This is a genomic window from Belnapia mucosa, assembly GCF_016775475.1.
GTDB lineage: Bacteria > Pseudomonadota > Alphaproteobacteria > Acetobacterales > Acetobacteraceae > Belnapia > Belnapia mucosa.
Map to the genome: position 1 here is coordinate 1 of NZ_JAEUXJ010000044.1, position 13,318 is coordinate 13,318.

Below are 13,318 nucleotides of genomic sequence, written 5' to 3' on the forward strand. Positions count from 1 at the left end.
CAGCCAGCAGGGTGAATCAAATTTCGAGGCCGAGAGGAATCCCCAATGACTCCGATCGGTCAGATTTTGCTCTAGATCCAGGCCGGACAGGCGACCGGCGCGTCCGTGCGCTTGGGTGGAATGGCGGGACGTGCGCCCATGTTCCAGATCCGCTCGCGAAAGGCATCGGACGCATAGCCGCGATCTCCGATGATCCAGCCCGGTACGTCCGGCAGGTGATCGAGCAGACCAGGTGCGAGCGGCAACTCATGCGCCTGACCTGGTGCGAGAGCAAAGGCGATGGCTCGTCCGCGCCCGTCAGCAATCACGCAAGCCTTGGTGCCATAGCCGTCGCGAGATCGGCCAAGTGCTTCGCGTCGATCTCGCTCCTGGCGATTGGCCCCCCTTTTTCCGCACCTGCCGCCTTGTGGTGAGCGCGGATGTTGGTGCCGTCGAGGAAGGTCATGCCAAGTGCCACGCCACGCTGCTGAACCCGCTCCAGCAGGCGCTCCCAGACACCAGCCTTGGTCCAGCGGATGAAGACCTGTGCCGCTAGCCACCAAGGCCCGAGATCGTCGGGAATGCTGCGCCACTTGGCGCCGTTCTGGTGCCGCCAGAGGATCGCTGAGATGGTCCGGCGCAGGTCCTTTGGTGGTGTCTTACCGTGGGGCCTGACCTCCTCGATCAGTGGCTCCCAGATCGCCCAGGTCGCATCCGTGAAAACCTGATCGCCATTGCTCTCCACCATGCCCGGAACATGAGAACAGCCATCAAGCTCTAACAGGCCTTAGTCTTGACCAACAAAGCCCGGCAGGTCAACCCGGGGCTCCCGGTCATGCACCAGACCGGCAGCCCTGAGATGTTCGCTGGCCACAGCTTCCTCCCGGGCGAGATGGTCTACCGCAAGCCGTTCGATCCAATGGCCCTGGCGGCGACAGTTGCCTCCCTTGGAGGGAAGCGCCCGGCGGCCCAGCGTCGTCAGCGGCCGGCGGCGAGGAAAACGCTGGCGTCCAAGCTGTAGCCTCCATTCTCGGTTACTATCAGCCGAGTACGGGGCAGATCTGGCTCGATCTTCTGGCGTAGCCGATAGACATGGGTTTCGAGGGTGTGGGTGGTGACGGCGCTGTTGTAGGCCCAAACCTCGCTCAGCAGCACCTGGCGCGGCACCCGTTTGCCCCCGGCGCGGTAGAGGAACTTCAGGATCGCGCTTTCTTTGTCGGTCAGGCGGATCTTGCGGTTGCGCGCCGGCTCCAGCAGCAGCTTGGCGCTGGGGTGGAACGTGTAGGGTCCAATGGTGAAGACCGCGTCTTCCGAGTTGTCGTAGACCCGGAGCTGCGCCCGCACCCGCGCCAGCAGCTCGGGCAGGCGGAAGGGCTTGGCGATGTAGTCGTTCGCGCCGGCATCGAGGCCGTAGATCACGTCCTGCTCGGCATCAGCGCCGGTGACCATAATGACCGGCATGCGCTGCCCCTCGCGCCGCAGCTTGGCGCAGAAGTCGCGCCCATCGGCATCGGGTAGGCCGACATCGAGCAGAATGGCGTCGTAGCGGGCGCCCGCGCCGGCTAGCTTGGCCTCAGCCTCGGCTGCGCTTTCCGCCTCATCAACGACGAACTCGCCTTCGAGGGCGAGCTGCTCGGCCAGGGTGGCACGCAGGGCGGCATCATCCTCGACAATGAGGATCCGGCGCAGGGCGGACATCGAGGCCTCCAGGAGGAGAGGACCTCACTCCGGTCCCGTAATATCATCTAATGGTTGATTGCCGTGGGCAAAAATCACTCAGATGCGAGGATTGCTCAAGACGCTGTGGGTGGTTGAGCGTCTTATTGATGCCGATCTTGGCTCCCCCTCGATCGTCGTCGCCAGAACGGTCACCGGGTCTCGGCCAGCGGGGTGCTACCGGCAGCGCCGCGCCGCGGTAAAAGCCGGAGCTCGCGTTGGGTCAACGGAGGAAGGCTGCGCATGAAGGCACATGGCGAGGCCGCGCGGCCGCTGCTGACACAGGTTGTCCTATGCGGATACCAGCTGCCGCTTAAAGGCGTGCATGGCCCCGCCCACTGGCTGCGCGTTTTGGCTAATGGCCGCGCCCTGGCGGCACTGACGCCCGATGCCGACGCAGAGGTGGTGGGGCTGTTCGCCTTGCTGCACGACAGCCGCCGGGTGAATGAGCACACCGATCCGCAGCATGGCGAGCGGGCCGCCGACTTCGTACGGCAACTGGACAGCCAAGGCCTGCTGCCGATCAACGGCGCGCGGATTGCCGTGCTGGCGGCAGCCTGCGCCCGGCATGAGCTGGGCGAAGTCAGCGACCATCCGACCATCGGTTGTTGCTGGGACGCCGACCGCCTGGAGCTATCGCGGCTGCAACGGCGACCCAAGGTTGAGCTGCTGAGCACCAAGGCGGCACTCGACCCTGCGCTGCAGGGGGACGCCTGGGCGCGAGGCGTCAGTCAGGTGGTGGATCCTGCCCTAACGCGCGAGTGGGGGCTGGCGCCGGGGCTGCTGACGTGAGGGCTGCCACCCACCAGAGTGGCAGGTGGCTCAAGCAGGCGCGGCTCGCGGATTGGTGGCAGGAAGAACGCCAAGCATCCAGCTAATTTTCTTACGAAGTCGGAAGTTATGGGCCGTGCAGCGGGGGCCGTTTGATGTCTGCCGGGGCTGGATGGCCCCCTCCCGCCACGCTCGCGCAAAGCCAACTTGGGCAGCGCCACCTCCCATGCAGACCACTCGCAAACCACCCCGGCCGGGGTGGCGTTCGGGGCTACTTTCAAGCTGAAGGCAACCTGCACACTTCAAAACCGCGCCCCCGAGCGGCCTCTTCTGTGCGCCGGATCAAGTATTGCAGCCTCACCTTCGGCATGGGAGGGTTATCGTATGCGTGATGCCCCCTGCGGGCCAAGGCGCAGCTGCAACACCGGCACCAAGCGCCTCAATATGTGCCAAGTCTCATATAGCTCGTGGGTCCCCGATCGGGGTCAGGTCAGAGGCCCATGGGCGCCGCGGTGGAAGGAGGCTCATGGTCTCCCGCTTTCGGCTGCCTGCGGGCTGCCTTAGGCTGAGCTCAAGAACTCGAAGGAAACCCAATCATGACACCCCCCGACCGCCTGCGCACTCTGCTGGCGCAACCCGGCTTCATCGCCATGCCGGCGGTGTGGGACGGCATCAGTGCGAAGCTCACCGCCGCCGCAGGGTTTCAAACCGCCTTCCTCTCCGGCAGCTGCGTCGCTGCCAGCCAGCTCGGCGGGCCAGACCTCGATCTGATCTCCTTCGGCGAGATGTTTGGCAGCTTCACCATGGTGCGCCGTGCGGCGCCCGATCTGCTGGTGTTGGCCGACGGCGATCATGGCTACGGCAACCCGATGAACGTGCAGCGCACCGTGCGTGCCTATGGCCAGGCCGGCGCCGCGGCGATCCTGATCGAGGACAAGATCACCCCGCGCGCGCTCACCGCCACCGGCAAGCCCTGCATCCCGCGCGAGGAAGCGCGGATGAAGATCCGCGCTGCGGTGCAGGCCGCAAAGGATAGCGGCATCCTGGTGCTGGCGCGCACCGACTGCCGTCCAACGGCAGGCATTGACGAGGCGGTGGCGCGGATCGAGATGTATGTCGAGGAAGGCGCCGACATCCTGTTCCTGGACAGCCCGGCCGACGATGCCGAGATCGCCCGGGCCGTTACGGCCGCCAAGGGGCGGCCTTCTTTCGCCGTACTCTCGCCCGGTGGCGGGCGGGCGACGCCGCTCCAGGCAGAGGCCGCAGAACTCGGGTTCAAGATCGGCACCTTCCCCACCGGCCTGTTGTCGCCGGCGATGGCCGGCATGAAGGCCGGGCTCGCCAGCATTGCCGCCGGTGGCTCGGAGGCCGCGGGCGCGCTGCCGGCGGCCGAGTTCCGTGCCACCCTCGGCTATGGCGACTACGACGTTCAAGCCAAGCCCTTCATGATGGGAGGCTAGGCGACATTGAGCGAGACAACGCGCCGCATCCGCGCCTCCAGTGGCTTGGCCCGCCCGATCGCAGTTGACGGACCTGCCAGGGTAATCGCGCTCTGCGACGGCTACCTGGACCTGGATCTTTCGCGCTTCCCCGACGTAGTGCGCGGCGTAGGGGACGATCTGGCCATCGCTGATGGCCAGGACCTCAATGACATGTCCATCTCGGTCAATGCCTTTCTCCTGGAACTACCAGGCCGGCTGGTGCTGGTGGATGCCGGTGACAGCAACCGCCGCGGCGACAGCCTTGGTCATCTGCCGCGTGCGCTGAAGGCCGCCGGCTATGAGCCGGAGGACATCACCGATCTGCTGCTGACCCATCTGCATGGCGATCATGCGGCGGGCTTGGTGAAAGGCAGCGAGACACTATTCCCCAAAGCCACGCTGTACGTATCGGCAGCGGAACAGGCCTTCTGGAACAATCCGGCCAGACTGGACGAGTTGCAATCCGTGCAGTTGCCCTTCGCCCAGGCGGCTATGCAGCTCTACGCCGACCGGCTGGTGACCATCCACCCCGGCGAGGAGGTGCTGCCCGGCGTGACCGTGCGTGCCTTGCCTGGCCACACCCCGGGCCAGGTGGGCTTCCAGATGGGCGACCGGAACCCGCTGCTGATCTCGGCCGATGTACTGCACCTGCCGGCGCTGCAAGTGCGCTTCCCGGACTGGGGCTTCCTGTTCGATGCCGATCGCCCACGGTCCCGCGCGATGCGGCACGAGATCCTGGCCGAGACCGCGCGCACCGGACTGCGCCTCGCCGGAGCGCACATTCCCTTCCCCGGTGTCATCCGCGTGGTGCAGGGGCCTGAGGGCTTAGGCTTCCGCACCGCTGAGGACGAGGTGTAAGCGCCGGTCGCCGCTTCGGCACATTTCGGATGCGAGCATCTCATGGCCAAAAGCCGGCCCAACATATGGCTCACAGCTCTCCAGATTGTGTATGTGATGTCACATAGCCATGTCGGACGGCTTGTTCGGCTCGTCCTAGCTGCACCCAGGTTGGTAAAACTCGGGGGCTGGAATGGTGAAGTCGGTCGCACAGATCAGTGGGACGTCCGTGTGGTCCTTTCGGCACCTCGGAACGGCAGCCGACCCGTCAACCGACCCGCGATCGGCTTCCTCCGGGGCAGAGGTCGTGGTCTATGACCCGCTGCGCGACCAGACGCTCGTCCTCGGCAATAACGGCGTGGATATCCTCGGCAGCGATGACGGCACCTGGCTGGGCGGCCTGACTGCAACATCGCTCGCATCCATTCCGGGCGACGCGCTCAATCCGGGTGACCTCGGCGGCGGCAACAGCGTGGCGGTGAGGGGCAACCTCGTCGCCGTCGCCTTCAGCGGTGCGGCTGGTGCGGCTCCCGGCAGCAATGGCTGGGTCGGTCTCTACACGCTGGATGCGGCGGGCAGCGTGACCTCCGCCCGCGCCATCGAGAGCGGCGCCACGCCGGACATGGTGACCTTCACGCCCAATGGCCGCCACCTGTTGGTCGCGGTCGAGGGCGAGCCGACCGCCGACTACGCTAGTGACCCGGTCGGCGGCATCCAGATCATCGACACGGCCACGGGCAAGAGCAGCTTCGCCGGCTTCGGCGCCTTCGACACCGACATACTACGCGAGGCCGGCGTGCGCATCACCGGGCCCGTCGGAACGCTCGCGACGACCGATCTGGAGCCGGAGTACATCGCGCTCTCGGCCGATGGCCGAAAGGCCTATGTCACCTTGCAGGAGAACAATGCGGTCGGCGTGCTGGATCTCGCGGCGAAAGGCGGCCCGGCCTTCACCGATGTCTTCGCGCTCGGCGCGAAGGACTTCTCACTTAAAACTGCCGGGCTCGACGCCTCGGACCGCGACGATAGCGTCGGCAACATTCAGCCGTGGCCGATCCAGGGCCTCTACATGCCCGACGGCATCGCCACCTTCGACCGCAACGGCAAGACCTACCTCGTTACGGCGAACGAGGGCGATGCGCGTGAATACGGCGATTACACCGACGTGGCCCGGATCAACACGCTCACGCTCGACCCGAAGGCCTTCCCCGACGCGGCATCCCTGCAGGAGAACGCCAATCTCGGCCGGCTGGAAGTGCTGACGACCGAGGGCGGTGTCGACGGCGACGGCGATTACGACGCACTCTACACGCTGGGCGGGCGGAGCTTCAGCATCTGGGAGGTCCAGAAGAACGGCCTGAAACTCACCTTCGATTCGGCAGACCTGATCGAGCGCACATTGCTGCAGACCGCCCCATCGCTGCTCGACGACTCGCGGTCCGACAACAAGGGCCCGGAGCCGGAACACGTGGCGGTCGCCACGCTGGACGGGGAGGTGTACGCCTTCGTCGGCCTGGAACGCTCGAATTCGATCATGGCCTTTCACGTCGATGGTCCGCGCAAGGCGAGCTTCGCCGGCCTGATCGCGACGCCGGGTGATGTCGGTCCTGAAATCTTCACCGTGGTGGACGCGCCAGGTCGAGGAAAGGCGACGCTCTACGCCGCCAACGAGGTTTCCGGCACGTCGCGCGCCTATGCCTTCAGCTTCGGCGACGACAACACCCTGCGCTGCGCAGACTTGCGGACCTCAGATCTCGACCTGTTCTGACAGGGCTGCGACGTGAAAGCCGGCGGTCAGTAAGCCGAGCGGAGCGGAGCCAGGCGCAGCCGGCTGACTCTGCTGCAAGGCGCGGCAACTTGGCACCTGTCGAAGTCATCCGTCGGCGAGGCCGGCGGATGTAGGCGGCATGGAAGGGCAAGAAGGTCACCACGGTGTCGCTTGGACCATTCGATGCAGTGTGCTCGGCGCCAGGCGCGAGTTGCCTGCCGCCCCATTCATCCTAGGCGATTTTTTGTTAGTGATTTTTAACGTCACGGATATGCGCCGGACCGGCATTGCCGCTTCGCCTAAGCGCTCTCCTGCGCGATCCGGCGCCACAAAATTTTCGGTATCGGGACAACACGCCAATGGCCGCCAGTTACACGCTGCAGATCCTGCATGGGTCGGATTTCGAAGCAGGGCTTGCCGCCCCTGACCGCGCTCCGCAATTCGCGGCAATCGTCGACAAGCTCGAGGACAGCGCAGCGAACAGCATCACGCTGTCATCTGGCGATAATTTCATTCCCTCGCCATTCCTCAACGCGGAAGGCGATGCGAACCTGGCGGAACCGCTGCGGGAGGCCTATGCCGCGTTGCTGGACCTGCCTGCCGAGCAACTCTCCGGCCTCACCCAGGACCTCGGCCGCGTCGACATGGCAGTGCTGAGCGCCATCGGCGTGCAGGCCAGCGTCTTCGGCAACCATGAATTCGATCTCGGAACGACGGTGCTGGCGAATGCGATCGACTTCGCCGCGGACGAGGACGGCCTTGCCGCGATCGGCCCACTCTTCCCCTATCTGTCCGCCAACCTCAACTTCTCCGGCGACGCTGCGCTCAGCCGCCTCTATACGACCGAGTTGCGCGACGCCGCCGACTATGCGGCGACGGCTGCCGACATCGCCGCACCCGAGGCCGCAGCCAATGCGCCACGCATGGCTCCCTGGATTACGGTCGAAGAGAATGGCGAGACGATCGGCGTCCTGGGCGTCACGACCCAGCTTCTCGCTTCCATCTCCTCCGTCGGCGGCGTCGAGGTGCTGGATCCGAACGGCGAGGGCGCCGTGGACAACACGGACGAGCTGGCAACGATACTCCAGCCCTATGTCGACCACATGACGGCGCAGGGCATCGACAAGGTGGTGCTGCTCAGCCACCTGCAGCAATATCAACTCGAACTCGACCTCGCCACCAAGCTTTCCGATGTGGATGTCATCGTCGCTGGCGGCAGCCACGCAATCTTCGCCGATGACGGCACGCCGCTCCGCTCCGGCGATGTGCCGGCCGAAGGTTATCCGGTGATCCAGGCCGGTGCCGACGGCAACCCGGTCGCCGTCGTCAACACCTCGAGCGAATACAGCTATGTCGGCCGCCTAGTCGTGGGGTTCGATGAGAACGGGGTCATCCTCCCCGCCGGGACGGATACCGCCGAGAGCCGCCCCTATGCAACGACCGACGAGACCGTTGCCGAGCTTTGGGGCAACGAAGATCCCTATGCCGAGGGGAGCCGTGGCGCCATCGTGCGCGGCCTCACGGATGCGGTCGAACAGGTCATCGACACCAAGGATGGCGAGGTCTTCGGCTTCACCGACGTCTACCTTGAGGGCCGGCGCACCGCCGTGCGCGCGCAGGAGACCAATCTCGGTGACCTGACGGGCGACGCCAATCTCGCCGCGGCACGCGAAGTTGACCCGACGACTGCCATCAGCATCAAGAATGGCGGCGGCATCCGGGCCGAGATCGGGACCTACGGAACGGGTGCTACGCCCGAGCCGCTGCCGCCGCAGGCGAATCCCGATGCGGACAAGCCGGAGGGCGGCATCAGCCAGCTCGATATCGAGAATGCGCTGCGCTTCAACAATGGGCTCTCGCTGGTGACGGTGACTGCGGAGGGGCTCAAGGCCGTGCTCGAAAGCGCCGTCGCCGGCGTCGCGCCCGGAACCACCCCGGGCGCCTTCCCGCAAGTCTCCGGCATCGAATTCGCCTTCGACCCAACCTTGCCCGCGGGCGAGCGCGTGCAAAGCCTTGCCCTGGTGAATGAGGCGGGGATCCCCACCGAGGTGCTGGTGCGCGACGGCGACGTCGCGGTCGACGCCGCGCGCGGGTTCCGGGTCGTGACACTCAACTTCCTGGCCGAGGGCGGCGACGGCTATGCCTTCGACGAGTTTGCTACGGATCGGGTGGACCTCTATCAGGGCGACGACAACGCCTTCGCTGCTGCGGGGCGGGAGCAGCAGGCCTTGGCGGACTTCCTGGCTGCCGAGCACGGGACACCGGAAACGGCCTTCGACGTGGCGGAGGTGCCGGCTGAGCAGGACGAACGAGTGCAGAATCTGTCCGTCCGCGGCGATACCGTGCTCGAAGGCGCGGCCGGCGGCGGTGGCAACGAGCCGACCGACTGGAACGCCCTCGCCGCGCAGGTCCTTGCAAATTTCGAGGCAACCGGCTTCTGGTACCTCGGCGGCGTGGGCCTCGGCGCCATCGATCCGTCCGAGCCGCAGGATTGGAATGCCCTCGCGGCCCAGGTGACCGCGAACTACGAGGCGACGGGCGTCTGGTATCTCTGAGCCGGAGACTGGCGGCCGCGCCCGTATAGTGCGATCCGGGCGCGGCCGACGACCCCTGGGCGCTGGCCTGCGGCGCGTCTTGGACACGGTCCTCGACGCCGCGTCGCGGTCCGGAGCACGGATGCTCCACCTGCCCCGGCCGCCAGCTCGGCCTTGAGACATCACGGCTTCGAAACTACTGAGACCAGGGCCGATGTCAGTCGGCCTTGCAATGGCATCGGCCGCTGATCCAGCCGCAATCGGCCCGCATGAATCGGCCCGCATGCGTCCAGCCGTCGCTGCGGGCAGATCCTGACGGACGACGTCACGCACACGACATCCAGACCGATGGGAGCCGGGCATGAAAGCTTGGCCTCCAGCCTGACCGACCCGCATCTTCAGCGCCAAGGCTCACGCCGCGGTGCGGGTCTCATGGCATGGCGAGCCTGGGAATCCTCACCCACCATGCGTCGGTCTCCTCGACGGCATCCGCCTCAGGCGAAGAGGTAATCGCTGGCAGCGTCGCTCAAGTCCTCCCCAGTCTCCGAGACCAGGAAGAAGCGGCCGACGGTCCCGGTATTGTCGACGATGTTATAGAGATACCGGCTGCCGTCGGGCGAGACCGATGCCACCGCGAGCCTCGCGCTTGCCTCGAAGCCTTCAAGGCGCAGGAGATCGGTGCCGGCGGACGCGTAAGGCCGACCGGCGCCCTCGAAGTCCAGGATGGCGTCGATCGTGCCGTCGGCGACGTCAGCCGCGAAGATCGTGAAGGTATCGTTGCCTGCGCCGCCGGCGATATTATCCTGTCCGGCGCCGCCGCGCAGGACGTCACGCCCCTCGCCCCCGTTGATCGAGTCGTTGCCGCTCATCCCGTTGATGGCGTCATTGCCGGCACCCCCGACCAAGCGGTTCGCAGCCGCATCGCCGCGGATCGTGTCGTTGCCCGGGCCACCGACCACGTTCTCGATGCTGACCAGCCGGTCCTGACCGCCTTGCCCGTCCTGGCTGACCCGTGCCGCCGCGAGATCGATCACCACCGGCTGGGTGGCGAGCACGTAGTCGGTGGTATCACTACCGCCGCCACCGTCCAGCGTATCGTTGCCTGTGGCGCCCCGGAGCGTGTCGTTGCCGGGACCGCCGAGCAGAATATCATTGCCACCCAGGCCGTTGAGCGCATCGTTCCCGCCGGCGCCATCCAGCCGGTCGTCGCGGTCGGTTCCGCGCAGAGTGTCGTTACCCGCCGTGCCGCCAGCCGTGCCGGCATTGCCGCCGAGCGTCAGCCGTGCCACCGAGGGATCATGGTCGCTGGTCTGAGCGGCAAAATCCGAGTTGATGTGGACGATGTCGAACTCCGCCACCTGCTGCAGCGCGGCGCTAACGAGGATGTGGTCCAGGACCTGGGAGTTGCCCTCGAACACATAACCGTAGCGTTCGTCCTCCGGCAGCGTTTCGACCTGATCGAACAGCACCCGCTGGCCACTCGGAACGAGGGTCGCCGTGGCGGCGATCGGGTCACCGTCGGGAACATCGTAATTCTCGATCTGGGCGAAGCCTTCGAGGATATCGAGCGGCTCCTCGAACTCGAACTCGTTGAGATCGCCGGCGACGACCACCTTGGCATCGCCATGCGCGGCGAGGAGGCCGTCGACGAAGCTGTTCACGGCCTGCGCCTGCGCCGCCCGCTGCACCTCGCCGCCATTGAAGGGTGGCTGCTCCTCGTTCAGCAACGCAGCACTGCCGCCCTTCGAGGTAAAGTGGTTGCTGAGAACGGTGAGCGTTTCACCCTGGAAGGTGAAATCGGCCGCGAGCGGCACTCGCGACTCGTAGAACGGATTGTCTGGATTGGCCGCCTGGTCGAGATAGCTGCCGGGCTCGGTGATCGCGGTGCCGTCGGCTGCCACGGCCCGAAGCGAGGCATCGACCAAGCCGACGCGATCGGTGCGGTATAGGAAGGCCGTGCGGATGTTGCCGCCTGGCTCGCCTCCCACCGCGTCGTCGTTGACGAAGGGGTTGTCGGCGAAGGCATACTCCACGCCAGCCGGCGCGGCGGCGTTCAGCGCCTGGACGAGTTGGCCCAGCGTCTGCGATGCAGAGGTGACATCCGAATTGGTCGGCCCGTCATCGTCCTGGACTTCCTGCAGGGCAACGATGTCCGGCGTCCCGAGATTGGTCAGGAGCTCGGCCGCGATCGTGGCGAAGCGGGCGGCTCCATCGCCGGGATCGAGGTTCTCGGTGTTGTAGGTCGCCACGGTCAGGCGGCTGGCGCTGCCGGTGAGCGCGGTGGTTTCGCGCTGCAAGGTGCTCGCCGCCGTCACCTCGAAGGCATGGGTCGGCACCACCTGATACTGGCCAAAATCATAGTTGACGATGCCGGTCACGTCGGAGATGTGGGCCCCGACAGCAACGGCGGGGACGTTGAAGCCGGGTAGGACGCCGGTATCCGGGTCGAGCTGAAGCCGTTCGGGGTTGAAATCGCCACCGACCGTGTTCGTGGCGCCGAAGCTAGGCGTCCCGCCATCGATGTTGAGCGTGCCGCGTGCCGAGAAGCCGGTCCCATAAGGCTGGCCGTCCGGACCGGCGACGGTGGTATAGATCTCGCCAAAGCCGTTCGTCGGTGCGACCGCGGTCGGCGCCGCGAGGATGACGAGCATGCCCTCCAGGCTTTCGAAGAAGGTCGCGCCGGCGGTCAGGTCCTCGGTTGGTGGCAGCCGGCCGGTGGAGCCGCCGATCAAGGTCGGCGTGACGCCCACTTCGGGCGTGGCATCCACTACGATATAGGAGTTGGCCCCCGTCGCTAGGATTTCGGTGGTCGGCAGGCTGCCGGCCGCAGCGCCGGAGGGGAGGAATTCGTCGATCGTCCCGGTGACCTCGACCAGCTGGCCCACCTCCACGGCCGGCGCCGCACTGGTGAACACGAAAACGGCGTCGGAGGTGGCGGGATCGCCGTCGCCGGTCGGCGATTGGAGATAGAAGCCGCGGCTGCCGTTGGTGTCGATGGCCGTGACGATGCCACGGGTGGTGACCACTTGGCCGTCGAAGCCCGAACGCTGCCCGGTGCCTTGGATGGCCGGGATCGCGATCAAGGCGGGTGGTGCGGGATCCTCCGGGCCTTCGCCACCGGAGGCACTGAAGGTCTGCCCATTATTCGGCGCGGCGGGCGTGTCGTCGCTTGGTGCGGCCCAGGTGAAATCGGCATAGGCGCGACCGGTCCCCGCGAGTTGGAGAGACTGGCCAACCAAGGTGGAGCTGGTTTCAGCAACGCCGATGTCGGTGCTGGTCAGGCCGTTGGCCGGCCCGTTGGTCGCGGTCAGCCTGCCTTCGTAGCTGAGGAACTGGACGGTGCGACCGGCCGCATCCACCAGGGCAACCGCGTCGGGGGCACCGTTCTGGATACCATCGGCCGGATAGGTCAGGGCGATAATGCCAAAGCTGTCCTGCTGGTCAGGAATGACCCCCGACAAGGTGCGGGTGTTGTAGGCTTGGCCGTTGGATCCATTGTAGAGAACGAGGCTCCAACCATTAAGATCGGTGCCGGCAGCGCCGGCGATCTCAACGAACTCGCCAGCATCCGTGCCCGCATTGTCGTAATGGATCTCATTAATCCAGGCCATGCGTCCCACCCTGAAGAGTTAACGGGTCTTGATACTATCCGGGGCGGTGGTGGCGCGTGATCGTGCCGTGACATTGCCTAGGGTCAGCCCTTAATGCCCGTTTGAGAATGTGCGCCGAGTGGTGTTTTGGGCTGCACCGCTGCCCAGATGGGCGGGATGTGGACCAAGGAGCACCGGGCGCGGCAGGCGGCGTTTGAGCGTCGGCGGCGCTATCCGACCGATCTGACGGACGAGGAATGGGCTGTGGTCCAGCCGCTGCTGCCCCCTCCGGCAGGGTGCGGCAGACCACCAGGCGCCGACATGCGAGAGATGCTGAATGCGATCCGCTACCTGGCTCGTGCGGGCTGCGGCTGGCGGATGCTTCCGGTGCATTTCGGGCCATGGCAGACCGTGTACTGGTGGTTCCGGCGCTTCACCCGGCGGCTGCTGTTCCAGACCATCCACGACATCGCGCTCATGCTGGACCGTGAGCAGGAGGGCCGAGAGGCCAGCCCGAGAGGGGGCGTGCTCGACAGCCAGACGGTGAAGGCACCCCACGCGCCTAAGGGTGGGGGCTACGATGCCGCCAAGCGGACCAAAGGGCGCAAGCGCCACGTCGCCGTAGATACGGGCGGGCGCCTG

8 protein-coding genes and 1 pseudogene are annotated in these 13,318 nt (G+C 66.2%); 6 read left to right on the top strand and 3 right to left on the bottom strand.

All coding sequences use genetic code 11. The features are described 5' to 3' along the window. Window positions 1–74: 74 nt before the first annotated feature. Both JMJ55_RS29690 and JMJ55_RS29695 read right to left on the bottom strand, forming a co-directional pair. Window positions 75–727, bottom strand: a pseudogene (locus JMJ55_RS29690) (IS5 family transposase); the annotation flags it as partial. A gap of 230 nt (window positions 728–957) precedes the next feature. Then, the gene (locus JMJ55_RS29695; protein WP_202829218.1) at window positions 958–1,677 is read right to left on the bottom strand and encodes a response regulator transcription factor; all 720 of its coding nucleotides are present in this window, start codon (window positions 1,675–1,677) and stop codon (window positions 958–960) included. Window positions 1,678–1,938: 261 nt separating this feature from the next. Here JMJ55_RS29695 and JMJ55_RS29700 point away from each other — a divergent pair, with 261 nt between their 5' ends. The 5 genes from JMJ55_RS29700 (at window position 1,939) to JMJ55_RS29720 (ending at window position 9,107) form a co-directional block, all read left to right on the top strand. After that, complete coding sequence (locus JMJ55_RS29700; protein ID WP_202829219.1) at window positions 1,939–2,487, top strand: hypothetical protein; 549 nt, start codon at window positions 1,939–1,941, stop codon at window positions 2,485–2,487. Window positions 2,488–3,062: 575 nt separating this feature from the next. Further along, window positions 3,063–3,926: an isocitrate lyase/PEP mutase family protein gene (locus JMJ55_RS29705; RefSeq protein ID WP_202829220.1), complete on the top strand. Its 864-nt coding sequence runs from the start codon at window positions 3,063–3,065 to the stop codon at window positions 3,924–3,926. A gap of 6 nt (window positions 3,927–3,932) precedes the next feature. Then, window positions 3,933–4,805 (top strand): MBL fold metallo-hydrolase, encoded by an 873-nt coding sequence (locus JMJ55_RS29710; RefSeq protein WP_202829221.1) that lies wholly within the window; start codon window positions 3,933–3,935, stop codon window positions 4,803–4,805. A gap of 172 nt (window positions 4,806–4,977) precedes the next feature. After that, entirely contained in the window at window positions 4,978–6,552 is a 1,575-nt protein-coding gene (locus tag JMJ55_RS29715) for a choice-of-anchor I family protein (protein WP_236034236.1), read from the top strand. A gap of 359 nt (window positions 6,553–6,911) precedes the next feature. Then, window positions 6,912–9,107: a bifunctional metallophosphatase/5'-nucleotidase gene (locus tag JMJ55_RS29720; RefSeq protein ID WP_202829223.1), complete on the top strand. Its 2,196-nt coding sequence runs from the start codon at window positions 6,912–6,914 to the stop codon at window positions 9,105–9,107. 473 nt (window positions 9,108–9,580) lie between these two features. On the opposite strand, the gene JMJ55_RS29725 is transcribed toward JMJ55_RS29720, so the two are convergent. Further along, entirely contained in the window at window positions 9,581–12,697 is a 3,117-nt protein-coding gene (locus tag JMJ55_RS29725; protein WP_202829224.1) for an endonuclease/exonuclease/phosphatase family protein, read from the bottom strand. A 156-nt stretch (window positions 12,698–12,853) separates the two neighbouring features. Between JMJ55_RS29725 and JMJ55_RS29730 the strand changes: the two genes are divergently transcribed. Further along, on the top strand, window positions 12,854–13,318 hold a 465-nt coding region (locus JMJ55_RS29730; RefSeq protein ID WP_202829225.1), incomplete at its 3' end, for an IS5 family transposase.

Bases quoted from the DNA above. Each gene is read 5' to 3' on its own strand.
- JMJ55_RS29700 (WP_202829219.1), top strand. From the start codon at position 1,939: ATGAAGGCACATGGCGAGGCCGCGCGGCCGCTGCTGACACAGGTTGTC.
- JMJ55_RS29695 (WP_202829218.1), bottom strand. From the start codon at position 1,677: ATGTCCGCCCTGCGCCGGATCCTCATTGTCGAGGATGATGCCGCCCTG.
- JMJ55_RS29715 (WP_236034236.1), top strand. From the start codon at position 4,978: ATGGTGAAGTCGGTCGCACAGATCAGTGGGACGTCCGTGTGGTCCTTT.
- JMJ55_RS29725 (WP_202829224.1), bottom strand. From the start codon at position 12,697: ATGGCCTGGATTAATGAGATCCATTACGACAATGCGGGCACGGATGCT.
- JMJ55_RS29720 (WP_202829223.1), top strand. From the start codon at position 6,912: ATGGCCGCCAGTTACACGCTGCAGATCCTGCATGGGTCGGATTTCGAA.
- JMJ55_RS29705 (WP_202829220.1), top strand. From the start codon at position 3,063: ATGACACCCCCCGACCGCCTGCGCACTCTGCTGGCGCAACCCGGCTTC.